General features: G+C 45.9%; 10 protein-coding genes. 4 read left to right on the top strand and 6 right to left on the bottom strand.

Annotated features, from left to right (window positions below; genetic code table 11):
* Window positions 1-2 precede the first annotated feature (2 nt).
* Window positions 3-1,292, top strand: coding sequence for a sensor histidine kinase (locus tag MRBLPE1_RS17970; RefSeq protein WP_364147888.1), 1,290 nt, complete (start codon window positions 3-5; stop codon window positions 1,290-1,292).
* A gap of 501 nt (window positions 1,293-1,793) precedes the next feature.
* On the opposite strand, the gene MRBLPE1_RS17975 is transcribed toward MRBLPE1_RS17970, so the two are convergent.
* Complete coding sequence (locus tag MRBLPE1_RS17975; protein ID WP_364147891.1) at window positions 1,794-2,165, bottom strand: hypothetical protein; 372 nt, start codon at window positions 2,163-2,165, stop codon at window positions 1,794-1,796.
* Between the two features lie 499 nt (window positions 2,166-2,664).
* Here MRBLPE1_RS17975 and spoVB point away from each other — a divergent pair, with 499 nt between their 5' ends.
* On the top strand, window positions 2,665-4,215 hold the full coding sequence (gene spoVB / locus MRBLPE1_RS17980; RefSeq protein WP_364147894.1) for a stage V sporulation protein B: 1,551 nt from the start codon (window positions 2,665-2,667) through the stop codon (window positions 4,213-4,215).
* Window positions 4,216-4,686: 471 nt separating this feature from the next.
* Here the strand turns inward: spoVB and MRBLPE1_RS17985 are convergent, their stop codons facing one another.
* The 3 genes from MRBLPE1_RS17985 to MRBLPE1_RS17995 all read right to left on the bottom strand — a co-directional run bounded on the left by MRBLPE1_RS17985 (window position 4,687) and on the right by MRBLPE1_RS17995 (window position 7,368).
* Entirely contained in the window at window positions 4,687-5,034 is a 348-nt protein-coding gene (locus MRBLPE1_RS17985; RefSeq protein WP_364147897.1) for a VOC family protein, read from the bottom strand.
* Window positions 5,035-5,215: 181 nt separating this feature from the next.
* Window positions 5,216-6,112: an RCC1 domain-containing protein gene (locus MRBLPE1_RS17990; RefSeq protein ID WP_364147900.1), complete on the bottom strand. Its 897-nt coding sequence runs from the start codon at window positions 6,110-6,112 to the stop codon at window positions 5,216-5,218.
* A 326-nt stretch (window positions 6,113-6,438) separates the two neighbouring features.
* Complete coding sequence (locus MRBLPE1_RS17995) at window positions 6,439-7,368, bottom strand: YncE family protein (RefSeq protein ID WP_364147902.1); 930 nt, start codon at window positions 7,366-7,368, stop codon at window positions 6,439-6,441.
* A 191-nt stretch (window positions 7,369-7,559) separates the two neighbouring features.
* Between MRBLPE1_RS17995 and MRBLPE1_RS18000 the strand changes: the two genes are divergently transcribed.
* The gene (locus tag MRBLPE1_RS18000) at window positions 7,560-8,609 is read left to right on the top strand and encodes a YheC/YheD family protein (protein WP_364147905.1); all 1,050 of its coding nucleotides are present in this window, start codon (window positions 7,560-7,562) and stop codon (window positions 8,607-8,609) included.
* A gap of 189 nt (window positions 8,610-8,798) precedes the next feature.
* Window positions 8,799-9,353, top strand: coding sequence for a hypothetical protein (locus MRBLPE1_RS18005; RefSeq protein WP_364147908.1), 555 nt, complete (start codon window positions 8,799-8,801; stop codon window positions 9,351-9,353).
* A 257-nt stretch (window positions 9,354-9,610) separates the two neighbouring features.
* Here MRBLPE1_RS18005 and MRBLPE1_RS18010 read toward each other — a convergent pair whose 3' ends face one another.
* Entirely contained in the window at window positions 9,611-13,975 is a 4,365-nt protein-coding gene (locus MRBLPE1_RS18010; protein ID WP_364147911.1) for an OmpL47-type beta-barrel domain-containing protein, read from the bottom strand.
* A gap of 945 nt (window positions 13,976-14,920) precedes the next feature.
* Window positions 14,921-15,355, bottom strand: coding sequence for an SRPBCC family protein (locus MRBLPE1_RS18015; RefSeq protein WP_364147914.1), 435 nt, complete (start codon window positions 15,353-15,355; stop codon window positions 14,921-14,923).
* Between the last annotated feature and the right edge of the window lie 65 nt (window positions 15,356-15,420).

Below are 15,420 nucleotides of genomic sequence, written 5' to 3' on the forward strand. Positions count from 1 at the left end.
GCATGTTCAAAAAGCTCAAAAACCGATTTCTCTTACTGAACCTGATCACGATCACCGTCATGATGCTGGCTGCTTTCACAGCCATCTATGCCATCACCTTTCAAGACGTGAAACGCGACATCGATATGGAGCTTCATCAAGTTTCGGAATTTTATCATAAACAGCAGGACGGACCTCGACGGTTCGATCCGGAAGATGACGGCGCATCACCTCCGGATGAGTTCCAGGGCGAGCCACCTGCAGGCATGGAAGACGACGGCTGGCGACCCGAACGGTCCGTATCGTTCAAGCTGGAAGCGGACAGCTCCGGCACGTTAACGAGCACCGACTCGCGGTTTGATATGGAGGAGTCCTTCTACCAAGAGGCACTCGAGAAGGCACTAGCTACGGGGAAAACGGCCGGCCAACTCAAGCTGGACGGCAATGAATGGGCGTTCATCGTTCAACGGACCGCTGCTGCCGGCAGCATGTTCGTCTTCATGGATATCACCGCGCAGCAGGGCATTCTGACAAATTTGATTTATACGTTCGGGGCCGTCGCTCTCGTTATGCTCGTTGTCATTTATTTCATCAGCCGTTATTTCGCCAGCCGATCCATCGCTCCGGTTAAGGAGGCGTTCGAGAAGCAGAAGCAGTTTATCGCCGACGCTTCCCACGAATTAAAGACCCCTCTTGCAGTCATTCAGACCAACGCAGACGTGCTGCTCGCCAACAGCGAGGATACGATCGTGAACCAAGCCAAGTGGCTGCATGTCATTAAGCAGGAGACGCTTCGCATGGCCAAGCTTACGGGCGATCTCCTCTATCTGACCGAAATGGAGGATTCGCGTTCCGCAATGATGCGCGCCGAGTTCGACCTGAGCGAAGCGGTGGAGACGATTATGCTGACGATGGAAGCCGTTATTTTTGAGAAGGAGCTCCAACTCGACTATGATATTGAGCCCGGATTGACAGTGAACGGCAGCAGCGAGCAGATCAAGCAGGTCATCATGATCTTGCTCGACAATGCCATCAAATACGCGGGTCCGCGCGGATCGATCGAGATTGCGCTGAAAAAACAGCATCAGGATATCGTCCTGTCGGTTACGAACACGGGCGAAGGCATTGCCTCGGAGCACTTGCACCGGATCTTCGACCGATTCTATCGGATGGACTCTTCCCGCTCCCGTGCCCAAGGCGGTCATGGACTGGGCCTTGCCATTGCCAAATCCATCGTCGATCAGCACGGCGGCAAGCTTTACGCGAAGAGCGAGCTTGGGGAATCGACGACTTTCTATCTGCATCTGGACTAGAGGTCCTCGAACCGAAAAAAAAATCCCTTACGACCGTCTCAAAGGTCGCAAGGGATTTTTGATTTTTGTCGTTTCGGGACATCCTATAATAACATGACTCGTCGAGCCATCGAATAACGGTGCGAGTAGTCGCTCAGCTTGTTAATACGGTCCGTTTGTAGAAGAGGATCAGAATCTCCCTTCTGCAGATATTACACGCAACACACAAAATTTGATCTGCAAGTATCGGTATTCTTAGCACCAAGTTCCCCCGATACAGTGAAATCTGATTCCAGTATTTTCACTGAATATTGTTAGCTGCCGTGAGTTCGTACTTCAAATATGACAAGTTCGGTGGTTCACGGTTCATGTCCTCCTACACTCGCCGCCTGCTGGCTAAGGTGTGGGGCGTCTATCCGTTAGAACGAGGCTGCCGCTTCGAATGGTTCGAATACTAGCGTATGATTCCGCGACCTATACCGTAATAAAAGAAAAACCCCGCATAAGTTAGCGGGGTCTTATCTATACATTTCGCTCTCTTATATCGTTCACTATCATTAACGCTTCGCGTAAATTATCCAAGTTCCCACCGTCATTAAATTTCTCCACTAATTCTGCTACATATAGGATATCATTCGCTGCCCCGTAATCATTTACCATGTGTGCTAAGGCTTCATATACGACAGACTCAAGGGCGTGGCTATCGAAGCGGGTTATATACGTTCCGTTCCACGAAATAAATCGCTCTAGGCGCTTACTTGCGTCATCAAAAGTTAAAGTCATAGCGGGCTTGCTTGCGAATGCGTCGGGCATATAGGTTTTAAAGGTGATTCCGCCAATAATCACCACGACTAGAGCAATAGCGATTATGTCGCGTTTTAAATCCGTAGTCATGGAATCATACCTCCTAAAAATTCTTATAAATTTTATTATATTAAATCTCTTATCGTGTCACAAACGAAATTTTCCTGCGACATATGTAAGTGAGGGGCGAAAGCGTCCCTTAATAAATCGTTCGCTTCATGGATACAATCGGAAATGAGATATATGTTCTTGTCACTCGACATATATGTCGGAGGACAAGAACATATATCCTTAAAAGACAAGAATATTCATCCTATCCTTCTTCTTAGGTTGAAAATGAAATATGACACAGCCCAAATGGATTGTTACGGAGCTTGGAGTTGGACAAGAACACATATCCTTACAACAAAAAAACCGTTGTTTACGCGGTTTCCAATGCATAGATGTTCTTGTCCTCTGACAGTATAGCTTTCTGCGCCGTTGCATAACATTGCTTGTTCATAAATGAGTCTAACACCAGCTCGTTCGCATGCTTTTCCAAATGTTGAATACATATTTAAGTATTATATAAACAGGAGGAAACAAGCCAATGGTGCATCAAGGGCAATCGTTCATGAGAGGAACGCTAGTCTTGTCTGTCGCTGCTTTCATCAACCGTATTCTCGGCTTTATCAGCGGCATGTATATTGCGCGTGTACTGGGCGCGGAGGGAATCGGCCTATTGATGATGGCGCATCCACTCGTCCCTCTCGTCATTACGATTACGGAGCTTGGATTGCCTGTGGCAATTTCAAAGCTGGTCGCGGAGGCCCACGCCCGAGGCGAACGATTGAAAGTGAGGCGTATCCTGCACGTGTCGCTAGCCGTCACCGGCATCTTGAGCATAGCGCTTACGTTCATTTCACTACTAGGATCCGAATGGATCGCATCCATCCTGCTGAGCGATCAACGCGCCTATTATGCGATGCTCGCGATTACGCCGATCGCGCCGATTGTCGCTGTCTCCGCGGTGTTAAAAGGATACTTCCGCGGCATGCAGCAGATGAAGACCATCGCCACCTCCGATGTGCTCGAGCATACGGTGCAAATCGCCTGTGTCCTTGCATTGGTGCACCTATTGCTGCCTTTCGGCATCGCCTATGCGGCTGCGGGCGCAATGGCTGCATCAGTCGTCAGCGAAGCGATCAGCCTCTTATTTCTGGTGGCAAGCTACAAACTGTACGGCGAATCGAAGATGCCGGGCGAGACATGGGCGAGCCACATGAAGCAAGGAAGAAGCACACTCGGAGAGCTGCTACAGATCGGTCTGCCGACGACCGGGCATGGCGTTATTCATTCGTTATACAGCACCTTCCAACCGCTTCTCATTACATCCAGCCTGGCGCTGGCCGGCATTGGCACAGTGTTGGCCACGAAGCAATTCGGCCTGCTGGCCGGTTATGTGTTTCCACTGCTGTTCATGCCAAGCTTCATTACGCAGTCCTTGTCCACCGCTCTCATTCCTGCGATTGGCGAAGCAGCGGCGAACAAGAACAGTCTGCTTATGCATAAGAGGATGAATCAGGCGCTAAGCTTAGGACTTCTGATCGGCGCGCCGGCGACCGTCATCCTATTCGAGTGGGCAACTCCACTTACAACGCTTGTATACAACGCACCGGAAGCAGGATTGCTACTCAAAATATTGGCGCCGTTGTTTTTTTTGCATTATTTTGACGCACCGCTGCACGCGATCCTGCTCGGTCTCGGCCGAGCGAAAGCTACACTGTGGAACTACGTGGTAGCAACGATTTTCAAAGCTGTCTCGATCTTCGTGTTCGGCAGTCAATTCGGCATTATCGGCATCGCGTACGGCATCGGAATCGGAATTGTTATGCAAACACTGCTAAACTTCTTTTCGATCTCAGGCTCGATCGGAATTTACTGGAGTATTCGTCCTTATATCAAGGTTGGGATCTGTATGATGCTGATGGCGATATGCGGGCACTGGGCCTATAACTATCTTACCGTCCAAGGCCTGCCGCTGTTATGGAGCGTAATCGTTTCAATTGTCTGGTCCTTGCTCATCTATTTCATTACACTCGTATTGACGGGTACGCTAAATTGGAAAAGCACGCTCCAGAGGTTTTCGATTCCATGGTAAATAATTTTTGTTTTCTTTCTTCTCTAACGATTAACACGACACGTTTTGAAATCAATTTACCGTTTCAAAAATATCCCGATACCATCCCTTTTCCGGCGACGGATTAACGCATTTAGGCTTACGTTAATACGCATGTCGGGAATGAATCAACGTTCTTGTCACTCATCGGGAATGTTATTAAGTTCTTGTCATTGCAATTTGACAAGAACTTGATAACAAAAAAAAATGCCGCATTAAATGCGGCATCCAATGATACTATGCTCTTGTCACCCGACAGATGACAAGCACTTGATCCCATTCCTCTACGTGAATAATCAAAACGAGTAAAAAAATCATTCCCATTGTTGATTGTGCTGTTTATCATGTCAATTTCAATACATACTAATGGACATATTTGCTCCCAATTCTAATTTACATCCGAATCTTCACTATTGTTCTCCGTTAGCTCAATAGCAATTGAATGACAACTCGTTATTTCTCCCAAAGCTCGACCAGTCGACCTTCAGGATCTTCAATCCAAATAAACTTTCCAAATTCACTAATCTCTTTTTTCTTTGCAAGAGGTACACCAATATGTTCAAGATGCTTAATAGTCTCGTTTAGATTATGTACTTGGAAATTTAACATCACTTGTTGTTCTGTTGGAAAATAACTGTCATTCTCGGTAAAGAAAGAAATGATAGTCTCAATTCCTGATTGGGGTTTTATCACAGTCCCATTCCAATTTTCTATATCAATCTTCAACACTTCACTGTACCATTTTTTTATAACTTCAAGATTCTTAGTTCTCCAAAATATTCCTCCGATACCTTTTATCATCGTATCTAACTCCTGTCTGTCATCAAATTTTTAGCTATCCGATTACATTAGATATTCGAGATATAAATTCAAGTTCCTTTTTCAACTATACTACCCGTTAGCTTAATACCTTCTCGTAACATTCCCGTATTCACGACGTCTTACCGACTAAAGGCTTTATATGTATTATTAATATTGAAAACTAATTGCCGGGCAGTTGGATGCCACGCCAGCCGCTTACATCACATTGGCCATATTCATTATCACCCACAGCAACCACCGTGCCGTCCGATTTAAGGCCGAGAGTATGCGCGCAACCCGCCGCAACCGCCACAATATCGTGCCAGCCACTTACATTGCATTGGCCATGCTCATTCCAACCCACAGCCGCCACCGTGCCGTCCGATTTAAGCCCGATTGTATGATTACTACCCGCCGCTATCGCCACAATACCGCGCCAGCCACTTACCTCGCATTGGTCATGCTTATTCCAACCCACAGCCGCCACCGTTCCGTCCGATTTAAGCCCGACGGTATGAAGGTAACCCGCCACTGCCGCGACTATGTCGCGCCAGTCGCTTACATTACATTGGCCATACCGATTATTACCCACAATAGTCACCGTGCCGTCCGATTTAAGACCGACGGTATGCCAGTCACCTGTTGCTACCGCCACCATATCACGCCAGCCGCTTACATTGCATTGGCCTTCATTATTTCGACCCACAGCCACCACCGTGCCATCCGATTTAAGACCGACGGTACGACGCCAACCCGCCGCAACCTCTACAATATCGCGCCAATCGTTTACCTCGCATTGGTCATGCTTATTCCAACCCACAGCCGTCACCGTTCCGTCCGATTTAAGACCGATTGAATGAGCATTACCCGTGTTCGTCGCCATATGAACATTACCAGCCGCAACCGCCACAATATCGCGCCAGCCGCTTACATCACATTGGCCATATTTATTATCTCCCACAGCCGTCACCGTTCCGTCCGATTTAAGACCAACGGTATGACGACGACCTGCCGCTATGGTATCTTTAGGCCATCGTTTCATCTTTAATGCCGCTTCAATCAATAAAGTGTAATCCATGTTTTACCTCCTTGAAAACAAGATCTATTTTATTATCAGGTCATGCTCCTTGCGAACTTCGCAAACACTTCAACATTTTAAATATTTCGCGCATCCATTAAACTATCCTGCCAGTTAGCATATTAAAATGAGCAGGTCACCGCAGCGCCTGCTCATCCATATGTTATTCAACTATCGTTATCCGTTAGTTGAATCATCTTTGAATAACGAATAGACCATCCATAAAACGCCTTCCAATGGATGATCTATTCGTTATGTTTAATAATAGTAAGTCGTACATAGCGTTAGGTGAGTCTTAATCATCACGTCCTGCTTATTGCATTGGGTTACCTAATCGGAATTCTTGCCATAAGAATGCTAAAGGGTACATTGCCAACCGGAATACGTCTAGGAAGTTCCACATTCCTTACAGTGTCAACGACGGATACCGTGTTCTCTCCTTGGTTTGTCACGTACGCTCGTGTGCCATCCGGAGTAAATGCAAGCGTAAATGGCCTGACACCCACTGGAATACGCGGGAGAATTTCTGAGTTCGTCGCTGTATTGATGACGGATAAATTGTTATTCTGTGAGTTCGTTACATAGGCTCTGGCTCCATTAGACATGAATATCGCGACAATTGGGTTAGTTCCGACTGGAATACGCGGGAGGATTTCAGTATTTGTGTTCGTATTGATAACCGATAGATTGTTACTTTGCACATTTGTTACATATACCCGCGGAAGCCTAGGGTTTATTGTCGCTGCTGCTCGCGTATTCCCGACTGGGATACGCGTGATTTCACTGTTCGTCGTTAAATTAAGCACGGACACCGTATTTTCACCCGAATTTGCGACATAAGCTCTTGTACCGTCTGGCGATATGAGAATACTCGTAGGATTTAACCCAACCGGAATTGGTTGACCAACCGGGGTATTGGTAGCTACATCAATAACGGATATTATGTTTACTTCCGAATTGGCCGCATACAAACGTTCACCATCCGGCGAAACACTCATACCTGACGACACGATATTAATACGCGGGAGGATCTCGGCGTTCGTTAAGGTGTCAATTACGGAGATCGTACCGTCACCGCTGTTGGCCACATACAATCTTCTCTGGTTAGGAGTCAGGGCTAAGCCCGTTGGTTCCGTTCCGACGCTTATTCGAAGAATCTCCATATCAGTTCTCGTATCTATGACGGAAACTGTATTATCTCCTTGATTGGTTACATAGGCAAGCACCCTTGCGGGGAGAACTCCCAAACCAAACACCTCTCTTCATTATTTTTGAAGTCTGTTGCCTAATATTCATTGTATTTCCATACTACTTAAACCGTGAGGCCAAATGACTCTTAGCAATAAACCTATTATCAGAGACATGCAAATATGTCCCACACACTTAGCGTCTCGTCCGCGTAAACTATTAAAAAGTCTACTAACGACTTATGTGGGTGATTAGATGCATGAAGAAAATCCCTTTGATAGGAATTATGGTATCGAAAGGCAAAGATCTCAAACCAATTCTTCAAACATATGAACGCTATAAAGGGAGACTTCCCGTCCGGCTCTTCACCTTTACTCCCCAAGACATTCATTGGAAAAAACGAACGATTCGAGGTTTATGCTTGGAAAATAAAATGTGGATAAAAAGAAGATTTCGATTTCCCGATGCCATCTACAACCGTTGTTATCAAAAAGAGAATCAAATGGTTCAACGTTTGGAAACCTATCTTGGACCACACAAATGCTTCAATCGTGTAACCCGAATAGATAAATGGCAGTTATACACAGAGCTAATAAACAGTGATCTCTATCAATATGTGCCTGAGACATCGATCTATCATCCGGATCAGCTTCGAGGATTACTCCAAGAAGAGAAGCCTTTAATTCTTAAGCCCTGCTTTGGGAATCAGGGAAAGAAAGTCTATATGGTTGAAAAGACAGAACAACACCTATTCAAGATTTATGAAGATACGTTCACACCACTGTACACGTCCTATAACGTGAACGGCTTTTTCCAAGAAATCGGTCAACTTGTTGCAAAAAAAAAGTTCCTCATTCAACGAATGATTTACTTTGCGAGAGTAGATGATAAGGTTGTTGATTTTAGAATACTCGTGCAAAAAGAAGCGACCGGCTGTTGGAAGATTACAAAAGGGATAAGCCGAATAGCTCCCTATCACTTTTATATTACAAATCGCGCTGAGAGCATCCATGAGATGGATGAAGTACTCGAGGCCTTGTCATGTCCCTCTTCGGATTATGAGTCTTTATACCAAAAGATCAGCTTAATCAGTATAAGGATCGCTCAGTTATTAGACGAAAGAATTGGATTATTGGGGGAAATCGGTATTGACTTAGCCATTGATAGGGATGGTGATCTATGGATCATTGAAGTCAATGGCAAACCACAAAAATCCATTTATCTTAAGTTGAAGGGGGAACAACGCGTCGGGATTGATTCGGTGTATAAATTCCCTTTGGAGTATGCTTATTATTTATCACAGACTTGATTTCAAACCGCGAATGTAAGTTCCCGGCAGCTGTCTCTGAAAAGTTATTTCTTACACCTCATCTAAATACACTTTGCTTTAGAGCCTGATGTCTCATCTTTTCGCAGTCTAGGTATGCGCAGTTCCGGAGTCTAACCCTAATTAATAATATGTTAATCATAATGTTAGATTCCGAGAGGGGGAAGATTTATGGCTGAATTACGCCGTAAGGAAGTTCAAGTTTCATTATCACCGCCCGAGGTTACGTACTATAAAGAAATCAAGTTTTCCATAGTTGGCAAAGACCCGCTTATCCGCATCAACCCTTTCCGACTATTACCTGGTGGTCTCGTTATCGTCAATCTGCAAGTTCAAGGATTTCGAAAGGCGCAAGCTCTCGCTACGCTTCTGGTGCTCAATAAAACCATTGGAAATATCAGGATCAAGGTGAGGGTATGGACCAGTCAAGGAAAACGTGTTCAACCTATTCAACGCAGACTATCTCCTCTGGAAATCAATTCTCTTTACCGTACTGCTTTCCGAACAAATCCTATGTTTAAATTTGTCGCCACTAGAAAGATATTTGGACGCACTTTTGTATCCCCCGTATTTAATACTAGAGTTATTCAATTTTTTAATGATGACCTGTCCGACTTTTATGGCAATTATAATAATGTAGCTGCCTTTGTTTTCCGCAATGTCCTCAGAAATACGATTAACCATATTCCTGTCCAGTTTTCTACGGCTCTTAAAAAATGCAAATAAGAACAAAAAGCCGCCGGCTTGCAGGAAGAACCAATTTTAAAGGCACCTCCTTTGAGGTGCTTTTATTTATTTTCCCGTTGTGAAAGCATTAACGGCGGGACGGTTAGACGCGTATATGATTAGTTCGTTAACAAGGCCCCACAAGGGGAACCGATGGCACCGCGAAACGGCATGACTCGTCAAAGCGACAATGACCGGTTTTAACGAGAAAATAACAGGAAGAGGAAGGCACCGGGCCTTCCTCTTGCCTTTGCTTATTATTTTCCAGACTGATCATGAGGCACAGTGACGGTAACAGATACAGCCGTTTGGTTGCCCGCTTTGTCGGTTGCCGTATACGTGATGGTATAGATGCGTGATTTTTCCGCACGCAAGCTGAACGAATCGACTGCTGTGCCGAATTCGGCCTGAATGTCGCCTTTATCGCTGTCGGGTTTATTGGACGTAATGGAAGTTAACACCACCGCTTCAATGCCCGATCCGGCATCGCTCGCATTCAGCGCGGCATAGACCGTCGCCATTTTATGATTCGCCGGCCAAATTGAATTCTTATCCAGCTGAACGGATAGCACTGGCGCGATCTTATCAATATTGCTGATCGTATAACTGGTTACCTTCGATACACTTCCTGCAGCATCCGTTGCTCTTGCATACACGGTTTCATTATCGGAAACAACGATCGGGGTGGTGTATGGCGTCCATACCCCTTCTGCGCTCTTTTTGTACTCATTGACCACAGCATCGTCAGGATAGCTGACCGTTAAGGTAACGTCGCCGTTAGTCGGCGTTGTAACGTTCGCCGCGATGGAGGGATCGGCAGGGGCCGTCTTGTCCACATGAACCGCAACCGTATGCGGCTGTTCCGCATTACCTGCAAAGTCCACGCTCCAATACACCAAAGTATGCGTCCCCTCCTCGGTCAAAATAACCGAGCTGCCGGTTTGCTGCGCGCCCCCGTTTACCGTGAAATAGGTAGCCGCTACCCCGGAACTGGTATCGACGGCATCGAAGCTTACTAACGCATCCTTGTTAACGGATCCGATCGGAGCGTCATCCGATGTCACCGGTGGTGTCAGGTCTGCCTCTTTTACTTTCCCATGCAGTCTCAATTCCGCCATATTGCCAAACCACGCATTCGGATTATAAATGCGGATATAACGGTAAGCTTCCGTACCGCTGATCGCGAGCGATTGCCAATCCGCCGTTACAGCCGCTGGCTTCGAGATCGTTGTCCAATTCGTAAGATTGTTAGATCCCTGAATCTCCGTCCCCCTAATCCGGGCGTATAAATTATTATCCTGTCTCGCAAGCAGTTCTACACTCGATAATACGGCTTGATTGCCTTCCTTGAAATCGAACGTAATGAAGCCCCCCGCTCCGCCGCCGTTCATCCGGAAATCGGAATTCGAAAGCGGATTGTTATCGAATAGATAATTTACCTGCTTTAATGTTTCTGCTGCTGATCTTCCGGAAGTAGAATCGATTAAATGGGCGATGCCGGTCACATTGCCGATCAAATCCGACTCGTCAGCGAGATACAGCTTGGTGTTATCTGTCGTAGTATACGTCGTGTCTCCTTCCGTTCCGTCGTTCGCCTTATAGTCAATCGCTAATTTGACCGAGCCCGTCTGGACGTCTCCGTTCAACGTCGCCGCGGCCGTCCAATAGATATTGTCCTGTGTACTCACGATTGCATCCCGGCCTTGGATCGTGACCTTTACGTTCTGGATCGGTTCTTTTGCTTTAATCGTTAATTTTGCCGTATTGCCCAGCACGATCCGGCCATTAACGCTCTGGTCCGAGCTAAGCGACACGGACTCCAGCTTGTTATTCGTCTCATGACGCTCGCCAAAGATTTTAAGCTCGGCCAGCTCTAGCATATTCTGAACTTGACCGCGGAGAGCATCCGGCTGTGGATCAATCATTTGGATTTTAATATACCGGAATTGGGCATTTTTGTACGCATCGTCCATGTCAAGCGTTGCGATCCCGTCGGTATACGCCGTTTGTCCTGGTGTCAGCCGCGTCCAGTTTTCTCTGTCATTGGAACCGAATACCGTCGAGCCTGCCATCCGATCCACAAAATTCATTCGGCCCTCAAAAGCAAACGCATCGGCCGAAAGCTTATAATCAGGTCCAAAATCGATGATATGATACAAATTCGGATACGGCGCCAGCGAATAAGCCGGGAACGTATTATCGTTGCCATCCGTTAGGAGCGAAATCGCGTTTCCAAAGGTGGATGTCACGAGGCCCGTATAATTCATACTTCCGTCAGCCGCGAATAAAGGAGTCAATAATTGAAGACCCTCGGCCGCTTTTCGAAGGGCTAATAATTGCTGATAAAAAGCTTCATTCGTTGCAGCTTCCAGCTGACTCATCGTATCCTCGTACACGGCTTTAAACTGATTAAGAGATGCCGTCACATAAAGAGTACTCGGATTATAAAGCGCTGTAGCTGCTTGTACGGCAGAAGACCGGTCTTGGCTTACAACGATATTGACATTTTTAGTTGTAAGCGTTGTGCCGTCGGAAGCCTGGACGATAAAAGAATACGTACCGGCTTGCGTCGGCTGCCAGGCCAATGCGCCGCTGCCCGCATTAAATTCCGCGCCTTGCGGCATATTCGCAATCTCATATGCGAGGACATCCTCTTGACCGGAATCGACAGCGGAAAAGTCCAGATTCACAGGAGCGCCAACGTATGCAAAACTATTCAAATTCGATGCTCCGTCTTTAAACGAAGGAGGGGTCAGTTGTTCGCCTGCTTTTACATTCAGGTGTTCAATATCAACTGTTGTGCCTGCTCCTTTCACCTTCACGTAAAGGAGGCTGTAGTCGCCGTCAAGCTGACCGTAGGTAACTTTGTTAATGCCCATGTCATAGGTCATGTATTTCCACTGACCCTTCGTATCCTGCAGCGTCAGCGTATGGTAGGGCATCGAACTGATTTCTTTGCTCAGCTCTAAGACAGCTGTGCCGTTCGTACGAAACTTGATGCCAATAAGCCGGGAATTCGTGCGATTGGCATATGACAAATTAAGAAGGACAAATTTGCTTCCATCTTCCGTTGCTTTTGTCTGCACATACGAGGTATCTCCTTCTTGGACCGTAGCCGTATTTTGATCAAATACCGTATACCTGTCTTCTACTTCGACCAGCGCATCGCCTGTCTGCTCTTTGGGAACATACTTCCCGCCTTCCGACTCCGCTTCCTTCGGAATGTAGATCCAGAAGTCTCCGCCTCCGTCCGGACTTTCCCATGCTTGCCTGAGCGTCCCTTGATAATAATAATTGGACGGAATTTTCTTGATGAAAGCTTCATAGAAATACGGTGCTTTCTCCGCTACATTGATCCCTCTCTCGTAGGTGTAATAGTAGTACATGTCCCAAAATAAAGCCGTATTCATCCTTCCTCTATAAGAGTCCGAGAACTTTTGGTAGATGCCTTTCACCGTTCCATCCGGGAAAATAGAAAAAGGAACCGGTACCCAAGGCGTGTCATAACCAAGCATGTATTTCCAAAAAAAGTCGGAAGCCGCTAAAACTCGGTCATCCAGAAATTCATAATAGCCTACGGCATTATCCTTTGTGGATACGGTTCCCTCCACCGGGTCGACCTTGGTTCCCTGAGCAATAAACATACGCGACAGAATTGCCGCATTCGTTAAGTCTCCGGCTCCATGCGCCTGGTCCCGGCCCATTTCCACTTGCTGGACGACCGGCGTGTCCAATTTCTCCCCTGTCTCCGCATTGGTGTCGACCAAACGGAACAATTGCTTAATGGAGCCATTGAAGCCTTGATTGCTGGCCGTCTTATTCACAGTGGCCCATTCTACAGCCTCATTATACCTCTCTCGGTTATCGGTAAAAATATACCCCGCCATCGCTCCGAGCAGCGGATAGTTATGCTGGTTCATAAACTGGTTGTTATCATGCTGAAAGGTTTCGATAACCGGATTGATCAGATTATTCGTAAAATCAGCGGTATCCTTGTCGGTCCATTTCAGCTCTTCCGATTGATAGCTGGAGTACCTTAAAATTTCTGCCGCAGTGACCATCCTGTTGAGCGGAATGCCCGTATGGATATGAGCATCAGTAAAATACCGGTATTTCGCAGGGTCCATTCGGGACCAAATACGGATAATGCTCATCGCATTCGCCCGGTACACCTCATCGCCGGTTAAATAATACATAAGCGATTGTGTATACGCTTTCAGACCATCTGCTATAAATCTCGAATTAAAGCCCTGACTGTCAAAAGCATTGATTGCCGGCATCGTCGGATCCTCAGCACTCTGGTTGCTCGATGTAACCGTCTTTGACGCCATCCCGGAGACGGTCATGGCCTTATAGTAGGAATACCAAGGCTCCTTTTGCGCTAGTACCTGATCTCTCATGTTTTCAAGTATTGCTTTGGTTACTCCGACACCTGGATGCGTAAACCCATTGGTAACGGTTTCATTTATTTCGACAGTAAAACCTGTGTTGGCGGCCACGCCGTCATCCGCAGCCGAAGCCGTGTCAATCGGCACAAGCGCAGCAGCAATGCTCACAGCAACAATGACCGACAACAGTCTCCTCCATGAATCTCCGAAATGTAATGCAGCTTTGCGAGTCATCATATTCCTCCTTGTTTGATAGAAATAGAATACATGCTTTGAACGATTCCTATTTGGCATAAATGAATCATTCTGCTTCTCATTATAAATATCTGCTCAAAAACGAAAAGGAAGTTTTTTAAGGCATTACCGATGCTTTTTGCAGAACTTCATCCATAGATTCTATAAACTGCTGCAAGTTTTAGCGCAAAACAAAACGGAAGGCCAAGGCTTGAACCTTGACCTGCCGTGCTTTCCCGGGCATGAGCCCGGATATATATTTCAACTTCTAGTATTGCTCCATACTGATCAGCCCAAACCGGTCTTGTTAATCCGGAATTTTTTCATAATCTTTCTTATACAATCCTGCCCATATGAATTAGAAAAAGATGAAATATATTTCTGTGCCGAAGGGGACGGTTATTTGTCGTATCTTTTTTAAGTATACCACTTCCGGAATCGGCCATTAATAATTAAATATTGACAAGCTATTAGCTGGAATAGCTCAACGAGGCTGCCATTTATTGAAGGCATCCTCGTCCTGATAGGAATGTTAACTATAGTCTCCCGTTAAGTTAATAAAGCTACAGAATAATTTGTGGATCTTAAACATAATCGATCTCTTTCCGGTTGCCGTATGTAAATTCACTCATAAAACTACACTTCACTCAAAATAATTAAGAAATCTACCTCTATTTCTAGATGTTCTCGAAGAAGTCCTTTATTCACGTAAACTGCCCGTTAGTTCAGCGACCCTTCCCACTTAATATTGCTTGCAGGTGCTCGCTGATGCGAACCACGCCTACTGAACTGACGCCGATAATACCGCCAGCAAATGATATATGTTCTTGTCTTTGAGTTTGGACAAGAACATATATCGTTAAAAAAAAGCCGCGATTTACGCGGCCACTTTAGTATAAATTATTGTCCCCCGACAGTGTCATAAATGAAGACTGCTAAAATTTCTTATTCTTCTTTAACCGTTTCCACATATTTTTTGAAATTGTCTAAAATCGCCTGCCATCCGGCTTGCTGCATCTCGATGGCGTTGATCTCTTCCGCTTCGAACGATTCGATGATTTGCGTATCGTTGTTTTTACTAATAAATGCGATCTTCACTTTTCTACCGTCGGCTATGGTATAGGAAATGCTCTCGTTAATTCTTACCTCGTCGTACACTCCACCGAAATCAAATCCAAAGCTGCCGTCTTTGGCTTCCATTCTCGAGATGAATTTACCGCCGACCTTCAGATCATTCTCGGCGTGTGGCGTGTGCCAATCATCTGATGCATTATTCCATTGCATGATATGATTCGGTTCCGTCCAATATTTCCACACGCTTTCGACGGGTGAATGAATGATCGTTTCTACTGTTATCATTACCGGATTACCTCTTCCCATTGTATAACCTCCTTAATATGATTACATTTTCCTCAAAGAATACCACCAATAGAGGCTAAGTTACA

It is taken from the genome of Paenibacillus sp. LPE1-1-1.1 (assembly GCF_040676435.1).
In the GTDB taxonomy this organism is placed as follows: domain Bacteria; phylum Bacillota; class Bacilli; order Paenibacillales; family Paenibacillaceae; genus Pristimantibacillus.

Coding starts and splice junctions, on each gene's coding strand:
- MRBLPE1_RS17970 (WP_364147888.1), top strand. CDS start 3: ATGTTCAAAAAGCTCAAAAACCGATTTCTCTTACTGAACCTGATCACG.
- MRBLPE1_RS17975 (WP_364147891.1), bottom strand. CDS start 2,165: ATGACTACGGATTTAAAACGCGACATAATCGCTATTGCTCTAGTCGTG.
- spoVB (WP_364147894.1), top strand. CDS start 2,665: ATGGTGCATCAAGGGCAATCGTTCATGAGAGGAACGCTAGTCTTGTCT.
- MRBLPE1_RS17985 (WP_364147897.1), bottom strand. CDS start 5,034: ATGATAAAAGGTATCGGAGGAATATTTTGGAGAACTAAGAATCTTGAA.
- MRBLPE1_RS17990 (WP_364147900.1), bottom strand. CDS start 6,112: ATGGATTACACTTTATTGATTGAAGCGGCATTAAAGATGAAACGATGG.
- MRBLPE1_RS18000 (WP_364147905.1), top strand. CDS start 7,560: ATGAAGAAAATCCCTTTGATAGGAATTATGGTATCGAAAGGCAAAGAT.
- MRBLPE1_RS18005 (WP_364147908.1), top strand. CDS start 8,799: ATGGCTGAATTACGCCGTAAGGAAGTTCAAGTTTCATTATCACCGCCC.
- MRBLPE1_RS18010 (WP_364147911.1), bottom strand. CDS start 13,975: ATGACTCGCAAAGCTGCATTACATTTCGGAGATTCATGGAGGAGACTG.
- MRBLPE1_RS18015 (WP_364147914.1), bottom strand. CDS start 15,355: ATGGGAAGAGGTAATCCGGTAATGATAACAGTAGAAACGATCATTCAT.